The sequence below is a fragment of the Stenotrophomonas maltophilia genome (genome assembly GCF_002799245.1).
Taxonomy (GTDB): domain Bacteria; phylum Pseudomonadota; class Gammaproteobacteria; order Xanthomonadales; family Xanthomonadaceae; genus Stenotrophomonas; species Stenotrophomonas maltophilia_S.
In genome coordinates, this window is record NZ_NEQV01000001.1 from 1,104,796 (window position 1) to 1,128,938 (window position 24,143).

The following is a 24,143-nucleotide window of genomic DNA, read 5'->3' on the forward strand; positions in this document are numbered from 1 at the left end:
CTACAAGAGCAGATCAGGGCTGCTGCAGCTCCAGCAGCTCGCCCACCAGCCCGGCCTCGCCGCGTTCCAGCCATACCCGCAGGCGCGTGCCGTGGTCGATGCGCAATGCCCAGCACAACGACATCGGCAGGCCGCAGACCTGCGACAGCACCATGCGCAGTGGGCCACCATGGCTGACCACCAGCGTCGGCACCGGATCATCATCATCGAGCAGGCGATCAAGCGCGCGCGCGATACGCCGCTCGAAGTGGCCCCAGCTTTCGCCATTCGGCGGCGGGAACGCATGCGGATCGGCGTGGAAGGCAGCCAGAGCATCCTCCGGCAGATCGAACAGCGACTGCCCGTCCCAATCGCCGAAATCCAGCTCTTCCCATTCCTCGTCCGCGTCCACGTCCAGCCCACGCGGGGTGGCCAGGGCCATCGCCGTGTGCAGCGCGCGCAGCCGCGGCGAACTGATCACCCGCTCCCACGGCTGCGCGGCATAAGCGTCGACCAGTTCCTGTGGCAGGCGGGCCAGCTGCGGTGGATCGCTGCGGCCATCGAGGAACTCATCGCGACCGTTGCCGGCATGGCGGACCAGGTCAAGGATCATGCGCGCGTCCTGTGCAGGCAACGCGGGAACAGCGGAAAACGGGCGGACATCGGCAACGGCACCACGGGATCGAGGGACCATTCTAAAGGCAGTCGAGCGGGCTCGACCCAACCGGTGCCCGCGATGCCGTAGACTGCGCGCACTTCCAGGTGACCTGCGGCCACGGCCGGCAGGTTGAAACGGGAAGCCGGTGACGCGTGATTCCACGCCATGCCGGCGCTGCCCCCGCAACGGTAAGCGCGTCAGTTCCAGGCAACAACGCCACTGTGCCACGCGCATGGGAAGGCGCCTGGACGGTGGCCTCACGCCACCCGGCGGCAAGCCCGGAGACCGGCCCGGAAGCCTCAGGTCGCGATGCGGTGGGCATGGCGCTGGATGACCGCAGCCTGCGCTGCGGCGTCGGCGTATGCCTGCCTTTGCGGCTCCTCCCCTTCGCCACGCGGGCGTGCGTGGCACCTGGAGTCCCCCATGAAGCTGCAGTCCCGAATGCTGTCCCTGGCCGTGCTGGCCGCCCTGCCCGCGCTGGCGCAGGCCGCCGATGACACCACTGCCCTCGACCAGATCCTGGTCACCGCCACCCGTACCCCGATCGCCCTGCAGGACAGCATCGCGCCGGCGCAGGTGATCGACCGCGCGCAGATCGAATCCAGCCAGGCCACCTCGCTGCAGGAACTGCTGCGCGGCCGCGCCGGCATCAACCTGACCAATGCCGGCGGGCTCGGCAAGCAGAGCTCGCTGTTCCTGCGCGGCACCAACTCCGGCCACACCGTGGTGCTGGTCGATGGCGTGCGCATCAACAGCGCCGACCTCGGCCTGGCCATGTACCAGGACCTGCCGCTGGCGCAGATCGAGCGCGTGGAAATCGTGCGTGGCCCGCAGTCGAGCCTGTACGGCGCCGACGCCATCGGCGGCGTGATCCAGATCTTCACCCGCCGCAACCAGGGTGATTTCGCCCCGCACTTCCAGCTCGGTGGCGGCAGCAACGGCCTGCGCGAGGCCAGCGGCGGTATCGGCGGCGGTACCGAACGCGGCTGGTTCGGCGCCGACATCGCCTACCAGCATTCCGACGGCATCGACGCATGCCGCGGCTCGGCAACGCTGTTCACCGGCTGCTTTGCCGACGAGCATGATCGCGACGGCTACCGCAACCTGTCCAAGAGCCTGCGCGGCGGCTACACCTTCAACGACCAGTGGAACGTGGAAGGCAGCGCACTGCGTGCCGACGGCAAGAACCATTACGACGGCTACTACAACTACTCGGAAACCCGCCAGCAGGTGCTGGCCGGCAAGGTGCGCTACACCCCGTCCGAACGCCTGGCATTCACCGCCAATGTCGGCCGCAGCGACAACGAGTCGGACAACTTCGGCGACTTCGGTGCCCGTGGCAGCGCACAGACCCACCGCGACAGCGCCTCGCTGCAGGGTGACTTCGGCCTGGCCGAAGGCCAGCTGCTGAGCACCGGCGTGGACTGGAGCGAAGACAACCTGGATGGCAGCAGCGCCGGATATCTCGTCGACAGCCGCCGCAACACCGGCGTGTTCGTGCAGTACCAGGGCCGTTTTGGCCGCCACCAGCTGCAGGCCAGCGCGCGCAACGACGACAACCAGCAGTTCGGCAACCATGCCACCGGCAGTCTCGGCTGGGCGATGGAGCTGGGCCACGGCCTGCGTGTCAATGCCAGCTACGGCACCGCGTTCAAGGCGCCGACCTTCAGTGACCTGTACGACCCGTGGAGCGGCGTGCCAACGTTGAAGCCGGAGAAGTCCAAGAGTGCCAACCTGGGGGTTTCACAGCAGGGCCAGGGCTGGCATTGGGGCCTGGACGTGTACGAAACCCGCATCGATGACCTGATCACCTACGATGCAGCGACCTTCAGGATGCAGCAGGTGGAGAAGGCACGCATCCGCGGCGCCGAACTGACCGGTGGCGTGCTGCTGGCCGGCTTCGACATCAACGCGCAACTGAGCTACACCGACCCGCGCAACCGCACCCGTGGCAGCAGCCAGTTCGACAACGGGCTGCCACGCCGCGCGCAGCAGACCGCGCGCCTGGACATCGACCGCCGCTTCGGCGACTTCCGTGCCGGCCTGACCGTGCAGGGTGCGGGCAAGCGGTATGACGACGCCGCCAACCGGGTGAAGGTCGGCGGCTACGGCACGCTGGACCTGCGCGCCGAGTACGCACTGACGCCGTCGTGGTCGCTGCTGGCGCGTGCCGCCAACGTGTTCGACCGCCGCTACGAGACGGTGGCGTGGTTCAACCAGCCCGGCCGCGAATACCAGCTGAGCGTGCGTTACCAGCCGAAGTGAAGGAACGCGCCGGGCATTGCCTGGCGCCTCCTGATGCCATCGACGCATGGCGTCGATCTACGTAGAGCCGAGCCCATGCTCGGCTCACGCAACGAAGCAGCCGAGCGTGGGCTCGGCTCTACACCGGAATGCCCGCAGCCAACCCCGGCAACTCACGCAGGTCGTCGATCACCGCCACCGCATGCGCGGTGGCCAGGTCCAGGCCGCGCGGATAGCCGTAGCGCACCAGCGCGATCGGCATGCCGGCCTCTTCGGCGGCACGGTAGTCGGTCAATGAATCACCCACCATCAGGCAGGCGTCCACCGGCAGCCCGAAGTGCGCAGCGATGTGCCGCAGCGGCTCACCGCTGGGCTTGCGCTGCGGCAGCGAATCGCCGCCCAGTATCAGCGCGAACGCATCACCGATGCCCAGATGTTGCAGCAGCGGCGGCACCAGCGCTTCGGGCTTGTTGGTGCAGATGGCCAGCGGCACATTGCGTGCACGCAGCTGCGCCAGTGCTTCGGCCACGCCATCGAACAGGCGCGGGCTGCGCAGCAGGCACTCACGGTAGTGCACCATGAATACCGGCATGACCTCGGCCAGGTCGACCTCGCGACCAGCGGCATGCACGGCCTGTTCAACCAGGCGGCGCACACCGTCGCCGATCCAGCCCAGCACCGTGGCTTCCGGCACGCGTGCCACACCGATGTCCTCCAGCGTGCGGTTCAGGGCTTCGGCGATATCAGCCGCGCTGTCGACCAGCGTGCCATCGAGGTCGAACACGACCAGCGGATAGGGATACGACAAGGGACGGCACCTGCAGGACGTGGGGCCGTCCATTGTACGCCGCGCGTTTCCTGCAGCCCCGCCTCAGCCGATCCTGCGTGCGCGGGTGGCGAGGAACGTGGGCAGGTAACGGTCGATCAGGAAGCGCGGCTGCGGTTGCCAGTCTTCCATGAAACGATCGATGACGAAGCCGGCATCCAGCTGCCCGCCGATCAGTTCAGTCAGGCTGTGGCCGAAGGTCAGCGCGTCGCCGCGGGCCAGTTTCGCCTCGCGCTCGGCCGGTGCCAGGTCTTCCAGATCCGAATAGGGAATGGCGTACTGCGGCCGGATCAGGCCCTGCGCATCCAGCTGCGGATCACGCGCGCCGACGAACAGCACCGGGTTGTAGAAGCTGGCCATCAGCATCCCATCGCGCGCCAGCACGCGGCGGCATTCGGTCCACACCGGGCGCACGTCGGGAACGTACAGGTTGGAGATCGGATGGAACACCACGTCGAAGCTGTCGTTGGCGAACACGTGCAGGTCGCGCATGTCGCCCTGCACGGTGCGCAGCGACAGACCGTCGCGCGAGGCCACCTTGCGATCCTGTTCCAGCTGCCCGTCGGACAGGTCGAACACGGTGACGTCGGCGCCGGCCGCCGCCAGCACCGGCGCCTGCTGGCCACCGCCCGAGGCCAGGCACAGGATGCGGCGGCCGCGTACATCGCCCAGCCAGTCCAGCGGCAGCGCGCGTGGGGTCAGGTGCACCTGCCAGCGGCCTTCGCGCGCGGCGGCAATGGTTGAACTCTCCACCGGGCGCGACCATTCGCGCACTTCGCTGGCCTGGCGGTCCCAGGCAGCACGGTTGTGGTCGATCAAGGCCTGTCCATGGTTCATGTGTTCTCCTTGCCCGGTGGGCGCCAATCCAGATCCTGGAAGGCCGGGCTGGCGAAACACTCGGCCAGGTAGTCCAGGAATCGCCGCATGATAGCGGGCTGCTGGCGCCGTGACGCGTACACGGCATGAATGCCGAGTTCGTCCAGGCTGAACCGGGGCAGCAGTTCGATCAGCTCGCCACTGCGCAGCAGCGGCGCCACCTGGTAGGTCGGCAGCATGGCGATACCGGCACCGGCCCGCACCGCCTCCAGCAGCAGCGAGGCCTCGTTGGCACTGATGTTGCCGCCCACCGCCACCGACAACGAACGGCCGTCGCGGTGCAGCTGCCACAGGCTCTTGCCGACGTAGTGGTGGGTCAGGCAATTGTGCGCGGCCAGATGCTCGGGGGCGGTCGGCGTGCCGCGCGCCTGCAGGTACGACGGCGTTGCGCACAGCACCGAACGGCAGGTGGCCAGCCGCCGCGCGATCAGGCTGGGGTCGATCTGGCGCGCGATGCGCACGGCCAGGTCCACCCGCTCCTCCACCAGGTTCACCATGCGGTCGACCAGCAACAGCTCGATGCGCGCCGCCGGATGGCGCGCAACGAAGCCGGCCACCGCCCGCGCCAGGTGGCTCTGCCCGAACGACACGCTGGCGGTCACCCGCAACGTGCCATGCGGCTCGGGATCATTGCTGGCCAGCTCGCCCTGCAGTTCTTCGCCGATCGCCAGCATCTGCCGGAAGCGCGCCAGCGCCGCCTCGCCCGGGCCGGTCAGGCTGACCCGGCGCGTGGTCCGGTGCAGCAGGCGCGCCCCCAGCCAGCCCTCGACCTCGGCCAGGTAGCGGCTGACCATCGCCCGCGACATGTCCAGCACCTCGGCGGCTGCGGTCAGGCTGCCGCGCTCGGCTACCTCGACGAACACGGTCATGGCGGTCAATCGGTCCATATGCTCGATCCATGCAACAAACAAGCGCGTTATACGCTGTTTTTCGAGCGACTGCAGCGGCCTAGAGTGGCCCCATTCCCACCCCACACCGCCCCACGGAGTCCTGCCATGAAGATCGCCCTCGTTGGTTCCACCGGCAACATCGGCCGCCAGATCGCCCGCCACGCACTGGCCCACGGCCACCAACTCACCGTCATCGTGCGCAACGCGCAGGACCTTCCGGCCGAGCTGGCCGGTGCCCATCCGGTGATCGCCTCGCTGGATGACCAGGACGCACTGGTCGCCGCCATCGCCGGCCACGACGTGCTGGCCAGCGCCTACGGCCCGCGCCCGGGCGATGACATCGGCCGTGTGGGCGACGTCGCCGCGCAGCTGGCCGCCGCCGCACGCAAGGCCGGTGTCCCGCGCCTGGTGGTGGTCGGTGGCGCCGGCAGCCTGGAAGTCGCGCCCGGCGTGCAGCTGGTGGATACCCCCAACTTCCCGGAGGCCTACAAGCCGTACGCGCTGGCCCACCGTGAGGCGTTCAACCGCCTGCAGGCGGTGGATGACCTGGACTGGACCTTCTTCTCGCCGGCCGCCGAAATCGGCCCGGGCGAAGAGCGCGGCCAGTACCGCGTGCAGCCCAGGGCCTTCCTCGCCGATGCCAGCGGCCACAGCCGGATCAGCTATGCCGACTACGGCGCCGCCTTCGTTGCCGAGCTGGAAGCACACGCGTACCCGAAGCAGATCATCACCGCCGCGTACTGATCGACACGCCTGTTCTGTAGAGCCGGGCCCACGCTCGGCTCTACGCAGACATGCAGCCGAGCATGGCTCGGCTCTACACAAGGAATTTCCCATGCGTACCGCTGCCCTGCTGCTTCCCCTCGCCCTGGCCGCCGGCTTCACCAGTGCGCCACTGCTTGCCGCACCGGCCACCACGGCGCCGGCAGCGGCGACGAAATCCCAACTGCACCTGCAGACCTTCCACCCGGGCCCGCAGGCGATGTTCTCGGTGTCCTCGGTGCTGATCGAAGGCCGTCATGACGCCATCCTGGTCGATGCGCAGTTCGGCGCCAGCGACGCACGCAAGCTGGTCGAGCTGATCCGCGCCAGCGGCAAGCAGCTGACCACGATCTACATCAGCCACGGTGATCCGGACTACTACTTCGGCCTGGCCACCCTGCAGGACGCATTCCCGCAGGCACGCATCGTCGCCACCGCGCAGACCGTTGCCCACATCCAGCAGACCCAGGCCGGCAAGCTGGCGTACTGGGGACCGAAGATGGGCGCCGACGTGCCGGCACGCATCGTGGTGCCGCAGGTACTGGACGGCGACGCCCTGCAGCTGGAAGGCCAGCGCCTGCCGCTGATCGGCCTGGATGGCCCGACCCCGGACCGCACGGTGCTGTGGGTGCCGTCGCTGCGCGCGATCGTCGGTGGCATTCCGGTGGTGGCCGGTGAACACGTGTGGATGGCCGACACGCAGACGCCGAAATCGCACAGCGACTGGCTGCAGACCCTGCAGCGGCTGCAGGCACTGAAGCCGAAGGTAGTGGTGCCTGGGCACTACGCGCCCGGCGCGGCGCTGGATGCCAGTGCGTTGCGCTTCACCGCCGACTACATCCGCGCGTTCGATGCCGAGACTGCAAAGGCCAAGGACAGCGCAGCGCTGGTGAAGGCGATGCAGGCGCGCTACCCGAAGCTGGCCGGCGTCGCATCGCTGGAGCTGAGTGCAAAGGTAGCCAAGGGCGAGATGCAGTGGCCGTGAGATAGGGGGGTCTTTTGCAGGGCTGCGTCCTGCAGCCGTTCCCACGGGATGCCGATGGGGTCAGATCCGTTTTCCTTCGGGAAACGGATCTGACCCCAGGCTTGATCAGCTGTGCGGAGAGTCGCTGGATTCACTCTCGAACAATTCCCCCTGCACCACCGCCTCCTTTTCGCGGAAGCCACCGAGCCCGACGCCGACCAGGCGGTAACGCGTCTCCGCCGGCAGATCGACGCGGGCGCGCAGGGCCAGTGCGATATCGCGCAGTTCTTCCATCGATTCCGGCGGGCGTTCCGGGGTGAAGCTGCGGGTGAGGATGCGGAACTGCGCGGTCTTCAGCTTCAGCACCACGGTATGCCCGACACGTTCGGTCTTGCGCGTGGCGTTCCAGGTCTTCTCCGCCAGCTGCACGATCGCTTCGCCCAGGTCTTCCAGCAGCAGGTCCTCGGCGAAGGTGTCTTCCGAGGAGATCGACTGCACCTGCTGGTCCGGTTCCACCGGCCGCTCGTCGATGCCGCGTGCACGGTTGTACAGGCTGCGGCCAAAGCTGCCGAACGCCTCTTCCAGGTCGATCAAGGCCCACTGCCGCAGGTCGCCGCAGGTGACGATGCCGCGCGCGGCCAGCTTGGCTTCCATCACCTTGCCGACGCCGGGGACCCGGTTCACCGGCAGCGGCAGCAGGAACGCATCCACCCGCTGCGGCGGAATCACGAACTGGCCATCGGGCTTGCGCCAGTCCGAAGCGATCTTGGCCAGGAACTTGTTCGGCGCGATCCCGGCGGAGGCCGTCAGCTGGGTTTCCTCACGGATCTGCATGCGGATGGTACGGGCGATGTCGGTGGCCAGTTCGATGCCGCTCTTCGGCTCGGTCACGTCCAGGTAGGCCTCGTCCAGCGACAACGGCTCGACCAGGTCGGTGTGGCGCAGGAAGATCTCGCGCACCTGGCGTGACACCGCTTTGTAACGTGCGAAATCCGGCGGCACGAAGATCGCATCCGGACACAGGCGTTCGGCACGCAGTGCCGGCATCGCCGAACGCACACCGAACACGCGCGCCTCGTACGAGGCCGCGCACACCACCGAGCGTGCGCCGCGCCATGCCACAACCACCGGCTTGCCGCGCAGTGACGGATCGTCGCGCTGCTCCACCGACGCGTAGAACGCGTCCATGTCGACGTGGATGATCTTGCGCAGTCGGGTCATGTCAGGCGGAAAAGGCGGGGGCGGGCCGGGCGGGCCACACGCCCAAGTATGGTCTTTGCACATCAACAGGATGCGCGTATTCCCTTGAAAACACTACGGTTGCGTACGGTTGAAATGTTTGATCGGCACCGTTTCCACGGGCATCCTCGAGAACTTGTTTTCCCGTTTCCCCGCTTCCAGGATTGTGCTTCATGACCCGTCTCCACGCGTTCAACCGCGAACAGCTGCTGGCCAGCGCACGCGGTGAACTGTTCGGCGCCGCCGCCGGCCGTTTGCCCAACGATCCGATGCTGATGTTCGACCGCATCACCGACATCCACGAGGACGGCGGACCGCACGGCAAGGGCATGGTACGCGCCGAGCTGGATATCCGCCCGGACCTGTGGTTCTTCGGCTGCCACTTCATCGGCGACCCGGTGATGCCCGGCTGCCTGGGCCTGGACGCCATGTGGCAGCTGACCGGCTTCTTCCTGACCTGGCTGGGCGCCCCCGGCAAGGGACGTGCACTCGGCTGCGGCGAGGTAAAGTTCACCGGCCAGGTACTGCCGGACGCCAAGCTGGTGCGCTACGAGATCGACATCAGCCGGGTCATCAACCGCAAGCTGGTGATGGCCCAGTCTGACGCCCGCATGTACGTGGATGATCGCGAAATCTACAGCGCGCGCGACCTGCGCGTCGGCCTGTTCACTGAAACCGGGAGCTTCTGATGCGTCGCGTTGTCATCACCGGCATGGGCATCACGTCCTGCCTCGGCAATGATCTGGATACCGTTTCGGCCGCGCTGCGCGAAGGGCGCTCCGGCATCACCGCGCTGTCCGACCACACCGAAGCCGGGCTGCGCAGCCAGGTCGGTGGCCGTGTCGACCTCGACCTGGACGCCTTGATCGATCGCAAGCAGAAGCGCTTCATGAGCGACGCGGCGGCCTTCGCCTACCTGTCCATGCGCGATGCCATCGCCGACGCCGGGCTCAGCCCCGAGCAGGTCAGCAACCTGCGTACCGGCCTGATCGCCGGTTCCGGCGGCGGCTCCAGCGAATGGCAGATCGGTGCCGTCGACCTGCTGCGCGAACGTGGCGTACGCAAGGTCGGCCCGTACATGGTGCCGCGCACGATGTGCTCGACCGTCTCGGCCTGCCTGGCCACGGCCTACCAGATCAAGGGGGTCAGCTACTCGCTGTCGGCCGCCTGCGCGACCTCGGCGCACTGCATCGGCGCCGCCGCGGACATGATCCGCCACGGTGCGCAGGACATCATGTTCGCCGGTGGCGGCGAAGACCTGCACTGGTCGATGAGCGTGATGTTCGACGCGATGGGTGCGCTGTCGACCAGCTTCAACGAAACCCCGGCCAGCGCCTCGCGCCCGTATGACAAGGACCGCGACGGCTTCGTCATCGCCGGTGGCGGCGGCATGCTGGTGCTGGAAGATTACGACCACGCCGTCGCGCGCGGTGCCCACATCCATGCCGAGCTGATCGGCTATGGCGTGACGTCCGATGGCGCCGACATGGTCGCCCCGTCCGGTGAAGGCGCGGTGCGCTGCATGAAGATGGCGTTGCAGGGCGTCGATCGCCCGCTGGACTATCTCAACACCCACGGCACCTCGACCCCGCTGGGCGACGTCACCGAGCTCAACGCGATCCGCGAAGTGTTCGGCGACGCGGTGCCGCCGCTGTCCTCGACCAAGGCGCTGTCCGGCCATTCGTTGGGCGCGGCCAGCGTGCACGAGGCGATCTACTGCCTGCTGATGATGCGCGATGGCTTCGTCGCCGGTTCGGCCAACATCGGCGAGCTGGACCCGAAGGTGGTGGACTTCCCGATCCTGCGCGAGAGCCGCGAGCAGAAGCTGGATACGGTGATGTCCAACAGCTTCGGCTTCGGTGGCACCAACGCAGCGCTGGTGTTCGGGCGGGTGTGATGCGGCAGGTGTGCCGACCAACGGTCGGCACCCACCAGGGCGGTGGTCGGCACCCTCCCGAAGATGTAGAGCCGAGCCCATGCTCGGCTCAGTGCCAACCAAGGTTGGCACCTACCGGAAGGGTAGCGCCGGGCCATGCCCGGCGGAATCGGCAAGATGTGCCGACCAACGGTCGGCACCCACCAGGGCGGTGGTTGGCACCCACCCGAAGATGTAGAGCCGAGCCCATGCTCGGCTCAGCAAGATGTGCCGACCAACGGTCGGCACCCACCAAGGCGGTGATCGGCAGCCACCGGAGCGGTGGTGGGCATTCACCAGGGCTTTGGAGCATGCCGACCTGCGGCCGGCCCCACGGTTACCTCGGCAACAACGGCAACAGCAGCGCGTGCGCGTCCACCAGCGAGCCGACGATGCGGTGGCCCAGTGCGCGCAGTTCTTCATCCGGGTGCACCAGGTCCGGCACCTGGATCACGGTCATGCCGGCCGCCAGTGCGGCCCGCGTGCCGGCTGGCGAGTCTTCCAGCGCCAGGCACCGCTCGGGCACCTGGCCCAGCCGCTGCGCGGCCAGCAGGTAGATGTCCGGCGCCGGTTTCGGCCGCGCCACGTCACCACTGGTGATCACGGCATCGAAGTACGGCAGCAGGCCGGCAGCGGCCAGCTTGCGGTTGGCCCGCGGCTGCCGCGTGGTGGTTGCCACCGCACGTGGGATCGCATGCGACTTCAGCAGGTCCAGCAGCTCCAGAATGCCCGGCCGCAGCGGCAGCCCGGTCTGCGTGCGTGCTTCGTACAACTCATGGCAACGTGCCGCCACCGCGTCGATCACGCTGTCCTCGATACCCTGCGCATGCAGCAGCGCGTGCGTGTCGCGGTCGCCGAGGCCGACCATGCGCAGGAACACCGCCTCGTCCAGGCCCAGCCCGAATTCGTCGGCCGCCTGGCTCCAGCAGGCCAGCGAGACACGCTCGCTGTCGATCATCAGTCCGTCCATGTCGAAGATGACGGCGTCGGGCAGGAACGGCAGCGCAGCAATGGTAGTCATGGAGCGAACAGCGTATCCAGGTCGGTGGAAGTGAGCTGCCGCCATTGCCCTTCGTCCAGCCCCTGCAGGTCCAGCCCGCCGACGCGGCTGCGGTGCAGGGCCTGCACGTGGTTGCCGGTGGCGGCGAACATGCGGCGTACCTGATGGTAACGGCCTTCATGCAGCACCAGGCGCGCGCGACGCGCCTCCAGCACCTCGAGTTCAGCCGGCAGCAGGGGGGTCTTCTCGGACTCCAGCATCAGCGTGCCGCTGGCGAACAACGCCACTTCGTCGCCGCGCAGGTCGTCGCTCAACTCGACTTCGTAGACCTTCGGCAGTTTCGACTTCGGCGAGATGATCCGGTGCAGCAGGCCACCATCATCGGTCAGCAGCAGCAGGCCACTGGTCTCGCGGTCGAGGCGGCCGACCGTGGACAGCACCGGATCGCGGTCGCGGAAGCGCGGCGGCAGCAGGTCATAGATCAGGCGACCGGTGTCCTTGGTCGAGCAGGTGTAGCCGGCCGGCTTGTGCAGCGCGATCGACAGCCCCACCGGCGGGTCCAGCGGCTCGCCATCGACACGGATCGCCTCGTGCGGCACCTGGTCGTCGGCGTACAGCACCTCGCCGTCGGCGTCGGTGACGCGGCCTTCGCGGAACATCCACTGCACCTGCTTGCGGCTGCCATAGCCGAGGTTGGCGATGTGCTTGACCAGCTTCACTTGCCCTTCCCCTTCACCGCTTCAACCAGCTTGAAGCCGTCGCGCTCGGCGACCACGCGCACCGCGCCGAAGCTGTCGTTGAGGGTGTGCTCGTAGGGCAGGTGGCGGTTGGCCACCACGTACAGGCGCCCGCCCGGGCGCAGCGCCTGCGCGGCCACGGCAATGAAGCGCTGGCCGATGTCCGGGCGGTCGGCACGCGACGGAGTATGGAACGGCGGATTACTGATGATGACGTCGTAGCCCGGCTCGATGCCGGCGGTGACGTCACGCCACAGGAAGCGCAATGGCAGCGCGCGCGGCGGCGGCGCCAGGTTCAGTTCGGCCAGCGCCAACGCACGCTGCTCGGCCTCGTACAGGTCCAACGCGGTGATCTTCGGGCAGCGTTCCAGCAGCTCGCGCGACAGATAGCCGTAGCCGGCACCGAGGTCGGCGGCACGTCCGGCCAGGTCAGCCGGCAGGTGCTCGGCCAGCAGCGCCGACGCCGGATCGATGCGGTCCCAGGCGAACACGCCCGGGCGGCTGAGGAAGCGGCCGCCCATGATCGGGCGCACCGCATCCAGCGCCGACCAGCGCTTGGCCAGGTCGGCATCGTGCTGGCCCTGCAGCGGGGCGGTCCAGTACACGCGGCAGTGGTTCTTGGTCAGGCAGCCACCGAGGCCGGCCAGCTGCTTGAGGTCGCCTTCACCCGAACGCGCGCCTTCGTTGTTGGACTGGCAGGCAACGATGCGGCCGCCTTCGGCGACCAGCGCCAGCGCGCGGGCGAACAGCGCACGGGCTTCTTCACGCTGGCGCGGCGGCAGCACCAGCACCAGCGGGTAACGGCCCTTGCCGGCCACATCATCCAGCTGGCCGCTGACGGTCCAGCCGGCGGCCTGCTGCAGCGGCTGCGCGAACGGGGCAAAGCTCTGTTCGCAGTGCACCTCGCGGTTGCCGGCCGCTTCGCGCAGCGGCCAGCCATCGCGGGCACGCAGGAAGGCCACCGGGCCCTCCGGCCAGCGCAGGGCGCCTTGGGAGAACGGCAGGAGCAGGGTCTGCAGGGGGGCGTCGTCGCTGGAGGCCATCGGCGCGGGTACTTCAAGCGTGAGGGCCGTCCATTGTACCGGCTTGGCCGGGCCGGCCCCGGCAGGCCGCTTTGCAAAACCCGAACGGGGCCTTGATCTGCCTGAAACATTGAAACGTTCAGGGTAGAGGCTCCCCCGGAAACCCAGGAGAACCTGCATGCGAGCCTTGTTCGTCGGTGGCGTGGTCGACAACAGTGAAATGGACCTGGAAGGCAGCCATCCGCCCGTGCATTACCCCGAGGACACCGGCGGCGGCCACTCGCGCTACCGGCTGCACCAGGTCGGCCATGGCGCCGACGGCAGCGTGGCCTATGCGGTGTACGGCGCACCAGACCTGGCCGATGACGAGGTGGCGAGGGTTGCAGAGGAACGCGCCTACGCGCGGCGCTTCGAGGCCACGCCGACATTGTTCGAGCATTGATGGACGGCGGCCACGCGTGGCGTGGACTTGATGCGCTCATCCACGCGTGGCGTGGATCTACTGCATTGCGTGGATGTGACGCGAGGTGTGGCGCATTCCATCAGTAGATCCACGCCATGCGTGGATGACGTTGTCAGACCTTCGGTGGCAGGCGGTCGATGCTGGCGATCTCGTCCAGCCAGACGTGGTGCTGCTGCACCGGCGTATCGTAGTCGTCCAGGCGCAACTGGCCGTTGCTGCCTTCATCGCCGGCCTCATTGCGGTACTGCTGCACGGTCGGTTTCACCGCGACGGTGCCCAACAGGCGGCGGCCGTCGTGCAGCGTGAGCTGCACCTGCGTTTCGCCTTCCAGCTGCGGCAGCAGGGCTTCCAGGCGCGCGATCTGCGCCGGGTCGGTATGGATGCGGGGAGCTATGCGGGACATCGGCGACCTCCTGCATGCAGGGTCGCCGATCGGCCGTGAATGCTCAGTGCAGCGCGCTGTCCGCGCGTGGCACCTGCACCTTGCGCACCGCAGCCACCAGCTGCGCCACCGAATACGGCTTGGCCACATGCTCCTGGAAGCCTGACGCCAGCGCACGTCGCCGGTCATCGGCACGTGCCAGCGCAGTCACGGCGACCGCAGGCAGGGTCATGGCATCCACCCCCATGTCCTCGCGCAGCGTGCGCACCAGGCCATAGCCATCCATGCCCGGCATGCCGATGTCGGTCAGCATCACGTGGTACTGCAGATGGCCGGTGTCGGCCAGCAACGCCAGCGCCTCGCCGGCCGAACTGGCTGCCGACACGCTGGCACCCTGCTCTTCCAGCATGCGCCGCAGGTACTCCAGCACTTCCGGCTGGTCTTCCACCGCCAGCACATGCATGCCGCGCAGCGGATACGGCTCGACGATCACCGGCTCCAGGATCGGCCCGCTGATCACTTCACGCAGCGGCCGCCGTTCGGCATCGGGAACATGCTGGGGCAGGCGCACGGTAAACGTCGCACCGTGGCCGTGGCCCTCGCTGGCCGCGGTGACGGTGCCGCCATGCAGCTCGACCAGCTGCTGCACGATCGCCAGGCCCAGGCCCAGGCCGCCATGGCGGCGGGTGGTGGTGCCGTCGGCCTGGCGGAAGCGGCTGAACAGATGATTGAGGAATTCGGGCGCGATGCCATCTCCGGTATCGCGCACGGTGATCACCCAGTGGCCGTCCTCGGCCTGCAGCTGCACGTCGATGCGGCCTTCGGCCGGGGTGAACTTGATCGCGTTCGAGAGCAGGTTCCAGAACACCTGCTGCAGGCGCGTGGCATCGCCCAGTACCAGGCTGGATTGCTCGGGCAGCTGCAGGTGCACATCCAGCGCCTTGCCTTCGGCCACCAGTTCCTGCGCGCCGATCGCCTCGCCCAGCACCGAGCGCAGGTCCAGCACCTCCACCTCCAGCTGCACCTTGCCCAGCAGCATGCTGCTGAGGTCGAGCATGTCCGAGATCAGCCGCTTCTGCGCACCGGCGCTGCTGGCGATCACGTTCAGACCCTTGTACAGCGGGCTGGTGTTGTCCACGCGCTGCAGCAGCAGTTCGCTCCAGCCGAGAATGGTGGTCAACGGCGTACGCAGCTCATGCGACAGCGTGGCCAGGAATTCATCCTTCAGCCGCGCCATGTTTTCTGCGGCACTGCGCGCAGCACGTTAGGACTGCAGCAGTTCCTCGCGGGCCAGTTCGATCTCGCGGCGTTCGGTCACGTCCGGGCTGCTGCCGGCCAGGCCGATGAAGCGCCCCATGCGCGAGAAGCGCGGGCGTGCATTCATCTCCAGCCAGCGCCACTGGCCATCGGCACGGCGTGCACGCACCAGCGCGTGCATCGAGCGCTGCGCCTTCAGCGCTTCCTGCAGTTCGTACTCGAATACCGATGCATCGTCCGGGTGCACCAGGCCGCGCCAGACGTCTTCCGGCACGCGCGTCTCGTCGCCACCGAAGAACTCACTGAAGGCGCTGTTGACGAAACGGGCGTGGCCGCGCTCGTCGAGCACCCACACCGGCATCGGCAATCCATCTGCCAGTGCGCTGAAGCGGGCTTCGCTCTCGCCCAGCTCCACTTCCATCTGCTTGCGCGCGGTGATGTCGAAGAACAGGATGCCGACCTTGTCCTCGCCTGCCCGGCCCACGCGCACCGCGTCGACCGCGAACGAACGGCCCAGCGCTCGCGCTTCCATCTCGAACTGGGCGGGGCGGCCGCTGCGTGCGACCTCGCCGTAGATGCGGAACCAGTCTTCCTCGTGGTGCGGCTCGAGCAGGCTCATGCGCTGGCCGCGCGCGTCCTTCAGGCCGGTGTGGCGCTCGAAGGCGTCGTTGACCTCGATGAAACGATAGTCGACCGCACGGTCGCCCTCGAACAGCACCTGGATCACGCAGAAACCGGCGTTGATGCGCTCAAGCACGCCATGATGCAGGTCGGGTTCGGGCGCCGGCACCATCATCGGTGGGCGCTCCACTAGGGGCGGCAGTGTGGACAAGGGCGTCTGGACGGGCCGGATTGGAGGCACAGCATCTTCCAAAGGGCGTATTCACAGCGTCAAGCGCCGTCAGTCATGGTTGACGACAATGAATTGGCGGCAACCGCTCTTGCGTATGTCGCAATCGGCCGTTGCGATGGCCAGAAAGCAGGATCACACTCGATCCGTAACCCGTATCGTCCCTCTGATGGGACGCAGGAGACCGTCATGAACCGCCCATTGGTCGCTGCCCTGCTGCTGGCAGGCGCCCTCATGGCGGGCAGCGCGAACGCCGCACCGCGCGCCGTCACCGATCCGGATGCGCCCCGAGCGCTGCAGGCCAATGGCCCGGTCAGCGTCAAGTGGGACGATCCGGCCAAATTCACCGAAATCCGCCAGAGCACCAACCGCTTCGAGGCCGAGCGCGGCAACTGGGTGCAGCAGCTGGCCAGCTACGTGCAGACCACCGCGGCCAAGCCACTGCAGCCCGGGCAGACTCTGGACGTGACGCTGGTCGACATCAAGCGCGCCGGCGACTACGAGCCCTGGCACGGCCCGCGCGGCAGCGACATCCGGATCATGCGCGACATCTATCCGCCGCGGATCACCCTGCAGTACACGCTGAAGGACGCCAATGGCCGCATCGTCGATGAGGGCGAAGCCAAGCTCAGCGACACCGGCTACCTGCACAACCTGGGGCTGAAGAGCGACAGCGACCCGCTGCGCTATGAGAAGCGCCTGATTGACGACTGGGTGAAGCGGCAGCTGACAACGCAGGCCACCGCAGCACGGTGATCCCGGGCAGCACGACCCTCCGGTAGGTGTCGACCTGGGTCGACACGCATTCACGGCGCCGACCAAGGTCGGCGGCTACCAGGGCCGCGCGCGGCAGCAGGCTCGGCCCTACAGGTATACCTTGGCCACGCGCTTGACCGCGCAGGGCAGCTGGTAGGCACTCACGCCACAACGCGGCGCCAGCTCCGACAGCGTCGGCGCAGAACCCCACAGCTCCACCACGCTGCCGATGCCGGCCTGCGCGTGCGCGGTCAGGTCCACCGTCAGCATGTCCATCGACACGCGCCCGATCAGTGCGCCGGGCTGGCCATCGATCAGCACCGGCGTGCCGTTGGGCGCGAACTGCGGATAGCCATCGGCATAGCCCAGCGCGACCACGCCAACACGCGTACGTGCCTTCGACACGAAGCGGGCGCCATAGCCCACCGGCTCGCCGGCCTCGATCCAGCGCTCGGCGATCACCCTGGACTGCATCGTCATCACCGGGCGCAGGCGCGCGGTGATCTCCGAGGTGTCCGGCAGCGGATTGGCACCGTACAGCATCAGGCCCGGGCGTACCCAATCGCTGCGTACATCCGGCCAGCCCAGCAGCGCCGGCGAATTGCACACGCTGGTCTCGCCCTCCAGGCCGTCGATGGCCCGCGCGAAGGTCGCCGCCTGCTCGTGCGTGCGCTCGCTGTCCAGCTCGTCGGCACGCGCCAGGTGGGTCATCAGCACGATGCGCTCGACCTGCGGCAGCGCCGACAGGCGTGCATGCGCCGCGCGGAAGCTGTCTACGTCCAGCCCGAGGCGATGCATGCCGCTGTCCAGCTTCAGCCACACCGTCAGCGGGCGCGGGCTGGCGAACGCCGCCAGCGCTTCCAGCTGCCACGGCGAACCCACCGCGAACCAGAAGTCGTGCTCGGCCACCAGCGCCATGTCGCTGGGCTCGAAGATGCCTTCCAGCAGCAGGATCGGCGCACGGATGCCGGCCTGGCGCAGCTCCAGCGCCTCTTCAATGGTGGCCACGCCGAAGCCATCGGCCTCATCTTCCAGCGCTTGCGCACAGCGCACCGCGCCATGGCCGTAGGCATCGGCCTTGATGATCGCCAGGGCCTTGCCACCGCCCAGTTCACGGGCGAGCCGGTAGTTGCTGCGCAGGGCGCCCAGATCGATCAGCGCGCGGGCAGGACGCATGTGCGGTTCTCATGTTGCGGGGCGTGACCGTACTGGCCGTAGCGGAAAATATCCAGGCCTTCGGTGCTGATCTGCGGCTGGCGCCCGCTCATCAGGTCGGCCAGGTAACGGCCCGAACCGCAGGCCATGGTCCAGCCCAGGGTACCGTGGCCGGTGTTGAGGTACAGGTTGCGGAACGGCGTGGCGCCGATCACCGGCGTACCGTCCGGCGTGGCCGGGCGCAGGCCGGTCCAGAACTGCGCGCGCGACAGGTCACCACCCTTCGGGTAGAGGTCGCTGACCACCAGTTCCAGCGTCTCGCGGCGGCGCTGCGACAACGACAGGTCGAAGCCGGCCACTTCGGCCATGCCACCGACACGGATGCGGTCGTCGAAGCGGGTCACCGCCACCTTGTAACTCTCATCGAGGATGGTCGAGGTCGGCGCCATCGCCGGGTCGGTGATCGGCAGGGTCAGCGAGTAGCCCTTCAGCGGATACACCGGCAGGCGCATGCCCAGCGGTGCGACCAGCGCCGGCGAGTAGCTGCCGAGCGCGACCACGAAGCGGTCGGCGGTTTCCAGCTTGCCGTCGATGCGCACGCCGGTGATGCGGTCGCCATCGAACTCCAGGCCGGTGATGTCCTGGTCGAAGCGGAATTCAACGCCGGCATCCACGCACATCTGCGCCAGGCGGCGGGTAAACAGCTGGCAGTCGCCGGTCTGGTCACGCGGCAGGCGCAGCGCGCCGACCAGGCCGTCGACATGGGCCAGGGCCGGTTCGGCCTGGATGATGCCGGCGCGGTCCAGTACCTCGTACGGCACGCCGTACTGGGCCAGGATCTCGATGTCCTGCGCCGAGGCATCCAGCTGCTGCTGGGTACGGAACAGCTGGGTGGTGCCCAGGTCGCGGCCTTCGAATTCGATGCCGATCTCCGCACGCAGCGCGTTCAGGCAGTCGCGGCTGTACTCGGACATGCGCACCATGCGCGCCTTGTTGATCGCATAACGCTCGTGGGTGCAGTTGCGCAGCATCTGCCACAGCCAGCGGTACTGGGCCAGGTCCATGCCCGGCTTGATCGCCAGCGGCGCGTGCTTTTCGAACAGCCAGCCGATCGCCTTCTTCGGCACGCCCGGCGCCGCCCATGGCGAGGTGTAGCCGAATGACAGCTGGCCGGCATTGGCGAAGCTGGTCTCCAGCGCCGGGCCGGGCTGGCGGTCGATGACCGTGACTTCAAACCCGGCCTGTCGCAGGTACCAGGCACTGGTGGTGCCGATCACGCCGCTGCCGAGAACTAGGACTCGCATGGGACTTCTCCAACCCGATCATTCCCTGCACTGGAGCGTGCCGGGACCATAATTGGGGAAGTATAGACAGCCAATACCAGTTGATTTGCCTGATTTGAAATCAACCGGCAGGATGTTCTCCTGCAATTCATTCCCCGAGGTTGACGGCCATGGCCACCCGTACCCGCGAACTGGACAAGATCGACCGCAAGATCCTGCGCATCCTGCAGGCCGAGGGCCGTATTTCCTTCACCGAACTGGGTGAACGGGTCGGCCTGTCGACCACGCCGTGCACCGAGCGCGTGCGCCGGCTCGAGCGCGAAGCGGTGATCACCGGCTACCACGCCCACCTCGACCCGGCCGCGGTGAAAGCCAGCCTGCTGGTATTCGTGGAGATCAGCCTGGCCTACAAGTCCGGGGACATCTTCGAGGAGTTCCGGCGCGCGGCCCTGAAGCTGCCCAATGTGCTGGAGTGCCACCTTGTGTCGGGCGACTTCGATTACCTGCTGAAGGCGCGGATCAGCGAGATGGCCTCCTATCGCAAGCTGCTCGGCAGCACGTTGCTGACCCTGCCGCACGTACGTGAGTCGAAGAGCTACATCGTCATGGAAGAAGTGAAGGAAACGCTGAGCCTGCCGATTCCGGACTGAGGGCGGAAAGGGGTTGGGTCAGAGCCCGCCATGCGGGATCCGACCCCGATCAGGGTGCTGTGAGGGGTCAGATCCCGCAACGCGGGCTCTGACCCCAGATCTGTCAGCGCTGCTGCGGATGCTTCTGCGAGCGCTGCTCCTGCTGCTTGCCGCCCTTGTGCGGCTGCTGCGGCTCCATCTGCTGCTGTTGCTGCTGCTGTTGGTGCTGCGGGTTGCGGCCCTGCGGCTCCTTGCCGGGATGACGGTTCTGCTGGTTTTTCATGATCGCGATCCAGTGGACGAAGGACATGCGGCGGCGGAATGCCGGCGCACGGCCACGGTGGTCCCGGAACGGTTAATCGCAGGCGAAAAAGCAGTGATCGGCGGAAGGATGTTTTCGTGCGTTCAGGCCGCACAGCGCACGGTCGCTGCCAACCCTGGCTGGCACCAGGGCTCAGCGCTTGATCTGCTGGCCATCGCCGGCCGGCACGCTGTCGTAATACCGGCCGGTGCGCGAATCGAACACGCGGTTCGGGCCCGCCGGGCGCACACCCGGCACGATGCGGCCGTTGCGGTCATAGACCTTGTCGGCCGGCTTCGGTACCGGCGACGGCGCGACCTGGGCCGGACCGGTGGACCTGATCGGCTGCGCCGGCTGCGGTGACGGCAGCACCTGCGGCTGCGGGCGGGCCGCCTGTGGCGGCGGCACCACCGGCGGCGGTGCCACGGTGGTCGCACTGCGGGTGGCAGTCGGGTCGGCGGTGGGCACCTGGGCCAGCGCCAACGTAGGCAACAGGGCCATCAACAGCAGGGAAAGGGTCGGTTTCATTTCACGCTCCGGCGTGGCTCACATTCACCTTGCGCCTGCACCTGTGTGCCGCCCATGAACGGCCGTCACACTTGCAAGCGCGCGCCGGCACCCCCACGTGTTCCGGCATCCCCAGGCCATCGACCCCACGGAGCGCCGCCATGACTGCCTTCGACCTGACGCCCCCCACTGCCACCCAGACCGAGGCGCTGATCGCCGGCCTCAGCAGCGAGGAGCGCCGCGTGCTGCTGCAGCACGGCACCGAGGCGCCGTTCTGCGGCGTGTTCCTCGACAACAAGCGCGAGGGTGTCTACTGCTGCCGGCTGTGTGCGCTGCCGCTGTTCCGCTCCAGCACCAAGTTCGATTCCGGCACCGGCTGGCCCAGCTTCTTTGCCCCGTTCGACCCGGCGCACGTGCGCGAGATCCGCGATACCAGCCATGGCATGGTGCGCACCGAGATCACCTGCGCACGCTGCGGCAGCCATCTGGGCCACGTGTTCCCGGACGGTCCGCCGCCCACCTACGAGCGCCACTGCCTGAACTCCGTCTCACTTTCGTTCACTGGCAATGGCGAGCCCTGGCCCGATCCGTTGCGGCGTGGCGGCGCAGAAAGCGGCGTGGCGGGCTGAAACACCCCGCTGACCGATTTCACAGAATTCCCTCTTCAGAAAACCGGGCGACGGGCCGACAAGGAGATATCCCCTCTCCTTGCGTCGCCCCATGCTCATCATCGTTGGATTCCTGGTCGTCATCATCAGCGTGATCGGGGGCTACCTCGGTGCCCACGGCCGCCTGGGTGCCCTCTGGCAGCCCTATGAGCTGGTCATCATCGGCGGCGCCGCACTCGGCGCCTTCCTGGTCGGTACCCCGGCCAAGACGGTCAAGCAGACCCTGCAGGCCATGGTGGGGGTGTTCAAGGGGCCGCGCTACAAGCAGCAGGACTACATCGATGTGCTCAGCCTGCTCTATGAACTGCTCAACAAGGCCCGCCGCGAAGGCTTCATGGCGCTGGAAGACCATGTCGAACGCCCGGCCGAGAGCGCACTGTTCGGCAACTACCCCAAGGTGCAGGCCGACCATCACCTGATCGACTTCATCACCGACTGCCTGCGCCTGATGATCGGCAGCAACATCGAGCCGCATGAGCTGGAGCCGCTGCTGGAACTGGAGCTGGAAAAGCACCATGCCGAGGCGATGGCACCGTCGCAGGTGCTGACCAAGGTCGCCGACGGACTGCCCGGTTTCGGCATCGTCGCGGCGGTGCTGGGCATCGTCATCACCATGGGCTCGATCGGCGGGGACATCGTCGAGGTCGGTGGCCATGTGGCCGGCGCGCTGGTCGGTACCTTCCTCGGCATCCTGCTGGGCTATGGCTTCGTCGGCCCGATGGCGGCCGCGATGGAGGCCCGCGCCGAACAGGACAGCCGCATCTACGAATCGGTGAAGACCGCCCTGCTGGCCTGCCTGCGCGGCTACAACCCGAAGATCGCGCTGGAATTCGCCCGCAAGACGCTGCCGTCGAACGTGCGCCCGGCCTTCTCCGATTTCGAGCAGCACCTGAAGACGGTCAAGTAAGCCATGGCCGAGAACAAGCCCACCGTCATCGTCCGTCGGGTCAAGAAGGCCGGCCACGCCGCCCACCACGGCGGTTCGTGGAAGGTGGCCTATGCCGACTTCGTGACCGCGATGATGGCGTTCTTCCTGGTGCTGTGGCTGATGGCCACCACCAACAAGAACGACCGTGCAGCCATTTCCGAGTACTTCCGCAACCCCAGCCCGCTGAGCGGGCAGAGCGCCAGGCCGGCACCCGGCATGGCCGGCCCGGGTGGCGCCAGCACCTCGATGATCAAGCTGGGCGGTGCCACCGACATCTCGCGGGGCAGCAGCAACGATCCCTTCCAGAACCAGAAGGAAGCGGTGCCGCAGCCGGTGGACCAGCAGCAGCGCGACAAGCAGCAGCTGGAAGCGCTGATGAAGGAACTGCAGGAAGCCATCAGCAGGAGCCAGGCGCTGGAGCCGTTCAAGGACCAGCTGCTGCTGGACCTGACCCCGGAAGGCCTGCGCATCCAGATCGTGGACAAGCAGAACCGGCCGATGTTCGACCTCGGCAGCGCCACGCTGAAGCCGTACACGCAGCAGATCCTGCACGAGCTGGCCAATTACCTGAATCACGTGCCGAACCGGATCAGCCTGACCGGCCACACCGACATCACCGCCTATTCGGCTGCGCGCGGCTACGGCAACTGGGAACTGAGTGCCGATCGTGCCAACGCCGCACGGCGCGCACTGGTGGACGGCGGCCTGGAGGACAGCAAGATCACCCGCGTGGTCGGCCTGTCTTCCTCGGTGCTGTTCGACAAGGCCGACCCGCAGAACCCGATCAATCGCCGCATCAGCATCGTGGTGATGACCCAGGCCGCCGAAGCGGCTGCCCTGGCCGGTGCCGGCCCGCAGGTGGGGCTGTCAGCGCCCACCACCGACCCGGACGTACAGGCCGCGCAGGGGCCCGCGCACTGAATCGGGGTCAGATCCCTTTCCACCGGAAAGGGATCTGACCCCACCTGCATGCGGCCGCTACAATGGGCGTCTTTCCGTTTCCAGGTGACCCCACCCCATGTCCCAGAACTCCAAGGCCAAGCGCGACAAGCGCAAGAAGCAGCAGGCCAAGCGTCCGTTCCTCCGCCTGAATGCGCAGCAGCAGGTGCAGAACCATGCCGTGCTGACCAGCGAAGACGGCCAGGTGGTCGCGGCCATCGGCCTGCAGGGCCGTGAGTGGCTGCTGGCCATCGGCGGCCAGACCATGGGCAACGCCGAGAACCCGGTACCGATGCTGGCCATGCTCAAGCACCTGGCCAACGTGCAGGAGAAGGAAGGCCGCAAGGTCAACCTGGAGTACTCCGAACTGCTGCAGAAGCTGCTGGACACCCTGGCCGCCGACGCTGGCCAGACCGCTGACGAGTACCTGGACAAGCTGGTCGCCGAGTTCGAAGGCGTCGACGCCGAAGAGGGCGAGGAAGGCGAAGCCGCCGAGGCCGACGTGGCCGAAGAGGCCGCTGCCGAGGCCACCCCGGCCGCTGACAGCGACAGCAAGCCGCAGGCCTGAACCGGCCACGGCGGTGACGGTCTACGTCGATGACGCGGTGCATCCCTGGCGCGGACAGCGCTGGGCGCACCTGATGGCCGACACCCTGGCCGAGCTGCACGCGATGGCGGCGCAGCTCGGCATCCCCCCGCGGGCCTTCCAGAACAAGGCCAGCGGCGCCCACTACGATGTCACCGCCGAACTGCGCGCTCACGCGATCGCACTCGGTGCGCGGGCGATTTCCCGGCACACCGACCGCGACCTGGTCAAAGCAGTGATCGCCAACGCGCGGGCGCAGTACCGGCCGTAGGCGCGCTGCCGTTTGCCTCCTGTAGAGCCGAGCCCATGCTCGGCTGCTCTACGCGG

At 67.7% G+C, this 24,143-nt stretch carries 26 protein-coding genes, 1 pseudogene and 1 riboswitch; of the genes and pseudogenes, 13 read left to right on the forward strand and 14 right to left on the reverse strand.

What is annotated here, in order from left to right; translation table 11 throughout:
* Positions 1-13: 13 nt before the first annotated feature.
* Entirely contained in the window at positions 14-592 is a 579-nt protein-coding gene (locus tag B9Y64_RS05205; RefSeq protein ID WP_100439744.1) for a histidine phosphatase family protein, read from the reverse strand.
* A gap of 130 nt (positions 593-722) precedes the next feature.
* A riboswitch (cobalamin riboswitch) is annotated at positions 723-945 on the forward strand.
* Between the two features lie 115 nt (positions 946-1,060).
* Between B9Y64_RS05205 and btuB the strand changes: the two genes are divergently transcribed.
* Positions 1,061-2,902 carry a TonB-dependent vitamin B12 receptor gene (gene btuB / locus B9Y64_RS05210; RefSeq protein ID WP_100439745.1) on the forward strand — a complete coding sequence of 614 codons (1,842 nt, stop codon included), beginning with the start codon at positions 1,061-1,063 and terminating at the stop codon, positions 2,900-2,902.
* A gap of 118 nt (positions 2,903-3,020) precedes the next feature.
* On the opposite strand, the gene gph is transcribed toward btuB, so the two are convergent.
* The 3 genes from gph to B9Y64_RS05225 form a co-directional block, all read right to left on the reverse strand.
* A complete protein-coding gene (gph, locus tag B9Y64_RS05215) occupies positions 3,021-3,689 on the reverse strand; it encodes a phosphoglycolate phosphatase (RefSeq protein WP_100439746.1) in 669 nt (222 codons plus the stop codon).
* Between the two features lie 63 nt (positions 3,690-3,752).
* Positions 3,753-4,544, reverse strand: coding sequence for a class I SAM-dependent methyltransferase (locus B9Y64_RS05220; RefSeq protein WP_100439747.1), 792 nt, complete (start codon positions 4,542-4,544; stop codon positions 3,753-3,755).
* Complete coding sequence (locus tag B9Y64_RS05225; protein ID WP_100439748.1) at positions 4,541-5,470, reverse strand: LysR family transcriptional regulator; 930 nt, start codon at positions 5,468-5,470, stop codon at positions 4,541-4,543. Before B9Y64_RS05225 ends, B9Y64_RS05220 begins: the two co-directional genes overlap by 4 nt.
* Positions 5,471-5,578: 108 nt before the next feature.
* Here B9Y64_RS05225 and B9Y64_RS05230 point away from each other — a divergent pair, with 108 nt between their 5' ends.
* Positions 5,579-6,217, forward strand: coding sequence for an NAD(P)-dependent oxidoreductase (locus B9Y64_RS05230; RefSeq protein ID WP_100439749.1), 639 nt, complete (start codon positions 5,579-5,581; stop codon positions 6,215-6,217).
* Positions 6,218-6,308: 91 nt separating this feature from the next.
* Positions 6,309-7,220, forward strand: coding sequence for an MBL fold metallo-hydrolase (locus B9Y64_RS05235; RefSeq protein ID WP_100439750.1), 912 nt, complete (start codon positions 6,309-6,311; stop codon positions 7,218-7,220).
* A gap of 105 nt (positions 7,221-7,325) precedes the next feature.
* On the opposite strand, the gene dinB is transcribed toward B9Y64_RS05235, so the two are convergent.
* The gene (dinB, locus tag B9Y64_RS05240) at positions 7,326-8,420 is read right to left on the reverse strand and encodes a DNA polymerase IV (RefSeq protein WP_100439751.1); all 1,095 of its coding nucleotides are present in this window, start codon (positions 8,418-8,420) and stop codon (positions 7,326-7,328) included.
* A gap of 191 nt (positions 8,421-8,611) precedes the next feature.
* Between dinB and fabA the strand changes: the two genes are divergently transcribed.
* Positions 8,612-9,127 (forward strand): 3-hydroxyacyl-[acyl-carrier-protein] dehydratase FabA, encoded by a 516-nt coding sequence (gene fabA / locus B9Y64_RS05245; RefSeq protein ID WP_100439752.1) that lies wholly within the window; start codon positions 8,612-8,614, stop codon positions 9,125-9,127.
* Positions 9,127-10,335 carry a beta-ketoacyl-ACP synthase I gene (gene fabB, locus B9Y64_RS05250; RefSeq protein WP_100439753.1) on the forward strand — a complete coding sequence of 403 codons (1,209 nt, stop codon included), beginning with the start codon at positions 9,127-9,129 and terminating at the stop codon, positions 10,333-10,335. The genes fabA and fabB overlap by 1 nt, the downstream gene beginning before the upstream one ends.
* A gap of 355 nt (positions 10,336-10,690) precedes the next feature.
* Here the strand turns inward: fabB and B9Y64_RS05255 are convergent, their stop codons facing one another.
* Genes B9Y64_RS05255 through B9Y64_RS05265 form a run of 3 tightly spaced genes read right to left on the reverse strand, consistent with a single transcriptional unit; the run spans position 10,691 to position 13,133 of the window.
* On the reverse strand, positions 10,691-11,374 hold the full coding sequence (locus B9Y64_RS05255; protein WP_100439754.1) for an HAD family hydrolase: 684 nt from the start codon (positions 11,372-11,374) through the stop codon (positions 10,691-10,693).
* Entirely contained in the window at positions 11,371-12,072 is a 702-nt protein-coding gene (locus B9Y64_RS05260; protein WP_075675469.1) for a pseudouridine synthase, read from the reverse strand. The genes B9Y64_RS05255 and B9Y64_RS05260 overlap by 4 nt, the downstream gene beginning before the upstream one ends.
* Entirely contained in the window at positions 12,069-13,133 is a 1,065-nt protein-coding gene (locus B9Y64_RS05265; protein ID WP_100439755.1) for a class I SAM-dependent methyltransferase, read from the reverse strand. Before B9Y64_RS05265 ends, B9Y64_RS05260 begins: the two co-directional genes overlap by 4 nt.
* 157 nt (positions 13,134-13,290) lie before the next feature.
* Between B9Y64_RS05265 and B9Y64_RS05270 the strand changes: the two genes are divergently transcribed.
* Positions 13,291-13,554, forward strand: coding sequence for a hypothetical protein (locus B9Y64_RS05270; protein ID WP_005407925.1), 264 nt, complete (start codon positions 13,291-13,293; stop codon positions 13,552-13,554).
* 133 nt (positions 13,555-13,687) lie between these two features.
* On the opposite strand, the gene B9Y64_RS05275 is transcribed toward B9Y64_RS05270, so the two are convergent.
* Positions 13,688-13,978: a DUF3247 family protein gene (locus tag B9Y64_RS05275; protein WP_100439756.1), complete on the reverse strand. Its 291-nt coding sequence runs from the start codon at positions 13,976-13,978 to the stop codon at positions 13,688-13,690.
* 43 nt (positions 13,979-14,021) lie between these two features.
* Positions 14,022-16,010, reverse strand: a pseudogene (locus tag B9Y64_RS05280) (PAS domain-containing hybrid sensor histidine kinase/response regulator).
* A gap of 243 nt (positions 16,011-16,253) precedes the next feature.
* On the opposite strand from B9Y64_RS05280, the gene B9Y64_RS05285 reads away from it, so the two are divergent.
* Positions 16,254-16,820 carry a DUF3016 domain-containing protein gene (locus B9Y64_RS05285; RefSeq protein WP_100439757.1) on the forward strand — a complete coding sequence of 189 codons (567 nt, stop codon included), beginning with the start codon at positions 16,254-16,256 and terminating at the stop codon, positions 16,818-16,820.
* 108 nt (positions 16,821-16,928) lie between these two features.
* Here B9Y64_RS05285 and alr read toward each other — a convergent pair whose 3' ends face one another.
* Both alr and B9Y64_RS05295 read right to left on the reverse strand, forming a co-directional pair.
* Positions 16,929-17,996, reverse strand: a complete 1,068-nt coding sequence (alr, locus tag B9Y64_RS05290; protein ID WP_100439758.1) for an alanine racemase — start codon at positions 17,994-17,996, stop codon at positions 16,929-16,931.
* Positions 17,975-19,279: a D-amino acid dehydrogenase gene (locus B9Y64_RS05295; protein WP_100439759.1), complete on the reverse strand. Its 1,305-nt coding sequence runs from the start codon at positions 19,277-19,279 to the stop codon at positions 17,975-17,977. Before B9Y64_RS05295 ends, alr begins: the two co-directional genes overlap by 22 nt.
* Positions 19,280-19,428: 149 nt before the next feature.
* Here B9Y64_RS05295 and B9Y64_RS05300 point away from each other — a divergent pair, with 149 nt between their 5' ends.
* On the forward strand, positions 19,429-19,908 hold the full coding sequence (locus B9Y64_RS05300) for an Lrp/AsnC ligand binding domain-containing protein (protein WP_004140558.1): 480 nt from the start codon (positions 19,429-19,431) through the stop codon (positions 19,906-19,908).
* A gap of 103 nt (positions 19,909-20,011) precedes the next feature.
* Here B9Y64_RS05300 and B9Y64_RS05305 read toward each other — a convergent pair whose 3' ends face one another.
* Both B9Y64_RS05305 and B9Y64_RS05310 read right to left on the reverse strand, forming a co-directional pair.
* The gene (locus B9Y64_RS05305; protein WP_100439760.1) at positions 20,012-20,197 is read right to left on the reverse strand and encodes a lana protein; all 186 of its coding nucleotides are present in this window, start codon (positions 20,195-20,197) and stop codon (positions 20,012-20,014) included.
* Between the two features lie 144 nt (positions 20,198-20,341).
* Positions 20,342-20,716, reverse strand: coding sequence for a classical arabinogalactan protein 4 (locus B9Y64_RS05310; RefSeq protein ID WP_100439761.1), 375 nt, complete (start codon positions 20,714-20,716; stop codon positions 20,342-20,344).
* 140 nt (positions 20,717-20,856) lie between these two features.
* Between B9Y64_RS05310 and msrB the strand changes: the two genes are divergently transcribed.
* The 5 genes from msrB (at position 20,857) to B9Y64_RS05335 (ending at position 24,087) form a co-directional block, all read left to right on the forward strand.
* Positions 20,857-21,324, forward strand: a complete 468-nt coding sequence (gene msrB, locus B9Y64_RS05315) for a peptide-methionine (R)-S-oxide reductase MsrB (RefSeq protein ID WP_100439762.1) — start codon at positions 20,857-20,859, stop codon at positions 21,322-21,324.
* A gap of 91 nt (positions 21,325-21,415) precedes the next feature.
* Positions 21,416-22,270: a flagellar motor stator protein MotA gene (motA, locus tag B9Y64_RS05320; protein WP_005407915.1), complete on the forward strand. Its 855-nt coding sequence runs from the start codon at positions 21,416-21,418 to the stop codon at positions 22,268-22,270.
* A gap of 3 nt (positions 22,271-22,273) precedes the next feature.
* Entirely contained in the window at positions 22,274-23,212 is a 939-nt protein-coding gene (motB, locus tag B9Y64_RS05325) for a flagellar motor protein MotB (RefSeq protein ID WP_100439763.1), read from the forward strand.
* A 97-nt stretch (positions 23,213-23,309) separates the two neighbouring features.
* Positions 23,310-23,798, forward strand: coding sequence for a hypothetical protein (locus B9Y64_RS05330; RefSeq protein ID WP_100439764.1), 489 nt, complete (start codon positions 23,310-23,312; stop codon positions 23,796-23,798).
* A gap of 13 nt (positions 23,799-23,811) precedes the next feature.
* Entirely contained in the window at positions 23,812-24,087 is a 276-nt protein-coding gene (locus tag B9Y64_RS05335; RefSeq protein ID WP_100439765.1) for a DUF4031 domain-containing protein, read from the forward strand.
* Positions 24,088-24,143 lie beyond the last annotated feature (56 nt).

Coding starts and splice junctions, on each gene's coding strand:
- B9Y64_RS05205 (WP_100439744.1), bottom strand. CDS start 592: ATGATCCTTGACCTGGTCCGCCATGCCGGCAACGGTCGCGATGAGTTC.
- btuB (WP_100439745.1), top strand. CDS start 1,061: ATGAAGCTGCAGTCCCGAATGCTGTCCCTGGCCGTGCTGGCCGCCCTG.
- B9Y64_RS05220 (WP_100439747.1), bottom strand. CDS start 4,544: ATGAACCATGGACAGGCCTTGATCGACCACAACCGTGCTGCCTGGGAC.
- B9Y64_RS05225 (WP_100439748.1), bottom strand. CDS start 5,470: ATGGACCGATTGACCGCCATGACCGTGTTCGTCGAGGTAGCCGAGCGC.
- B9Y64_RS05230 (WP_100439749.1), top strand. CDS start 5,579: ATGAAGATCGCCCTCGTTGGTTCCACCGGCAACATCGGCCGCCAGATC.
- B9Y64_RS05235 (WP_100439750.1), top strand. CDS start 6,309: ATGCGTACCGCTGCCCTGCTGCTTCCCCTCGCCCTGGCCGCCGGCTTC.
- dinB (WP_100439751.1), bottom strand. CDS start 8,420: ATGACCCGACTGCGCAAGATCATCCACGTCGACATGGACGCGTTCTAC.
- fabA (WP_100439752.1), top strand. CDS start 8,612: ATGACCCGTCTCCACGCGTTCAACCGCGAACAGCTGCTGGCCAGCGCA.
- fabB (WP_100439753.1), top strand. CDS start 9,127: ATGCGTCGCGTTGTCATCACCGGCATGGGCATCACGTCCTGCCTCGGC.
- B9Y64_RS05255 (WP_100439754.1), bottom strand. CDS start 11,374: ATGACTACCATTGCTGCGCTGCCGTTCCTGCCCGACGCCGTCATCTTC.
- B9Y64_RS05265 (WP_100439755.1), bottom strand. CDS start 13,133: ATGGCCTCCAGCGACGACGCCCCCCTGCAGACCCTGCTCCTGCCGTTC.
- B9Y64_RS05270 (WP_005407925.1), top strand. CDS start 13,291: ATGCGAGCCTTGTTCGTCGGTGGCGTGGTCGACAACAGTGAAATGGAC.
- B9Y64_RS05275 (WP_100439756.1), bottom strand. CDS start 13,978: ATGTCCCGCATAGCTCCCCGCATCCATACCGACCCGGCGCAGATCGCG.
- B9Y64_RS05285 (WP_100439757.1), top strand. CDS start 16,254: ATGAACCGCCCATTGGTCGCTGCCCTGCTGCTGGCAGGCGCCCTCATG.
- alr (WP_100439758.1), bottom strand. CDS start 17,996: ATGCGTCCTGCCCGCGCGCTGATCGATCTGGGCGCCCTGCGCAGCAAC.
- B9Y64_RS05295 (WP_100439759.1), bottom strand. CDS start 19,279: ATGCGAGTCCTAGTTCTCGGCAGCGGCGTGATCGGCACCACCAGTGCC.
- B9Y64_RS05300 (WP_004140558.1), top strand. CDS start 19,429: ATGGCCACCCGTACCCGCGAACTGGACAAGATCGACCGCAAGATCCTG.
- B9Y64_RS05305 (WP_100439760.1), bottom strand. CDS start 20,197: ATGTCCTTCGTCCACTGGATCGCGATCATGAAAAACCAGCAGAACCGT.
- B9Y64_RS05310 (WP_100439761.1), bottom strand. CDS start 20,716: ATGAAACCGACCCTTTCCCTGCTGTTGATGGCCCTGTTGCCTACGTTG.
- msrB (WP_100439762.1), top strand. CDS start 20,857: ATGACTGCCTTCGACCTGACGCCCCCCACTGCCACCCAGACCGAGGCG.
- motA (WP_005407915.1), top strand. CDS start 21,416: ATGCTCATCATCGTTGGATTCCTGGTCGTCATCATCAGCGTGATCGGG.
- motB (WP_100439763.1), top strand. CDS start 22,274: ATGGCCGAGAACAAGCCCACCGTCATCGTCCGTCGGGTCAAGAAGGCC.
- B9Y64_RS05330 (WP_100439764.1), top strand. CDS start 23,310: ATGTCCCAGAACTCCAAGGCCAAGCGCGACAAGCGCAAGAAGCAGCAG.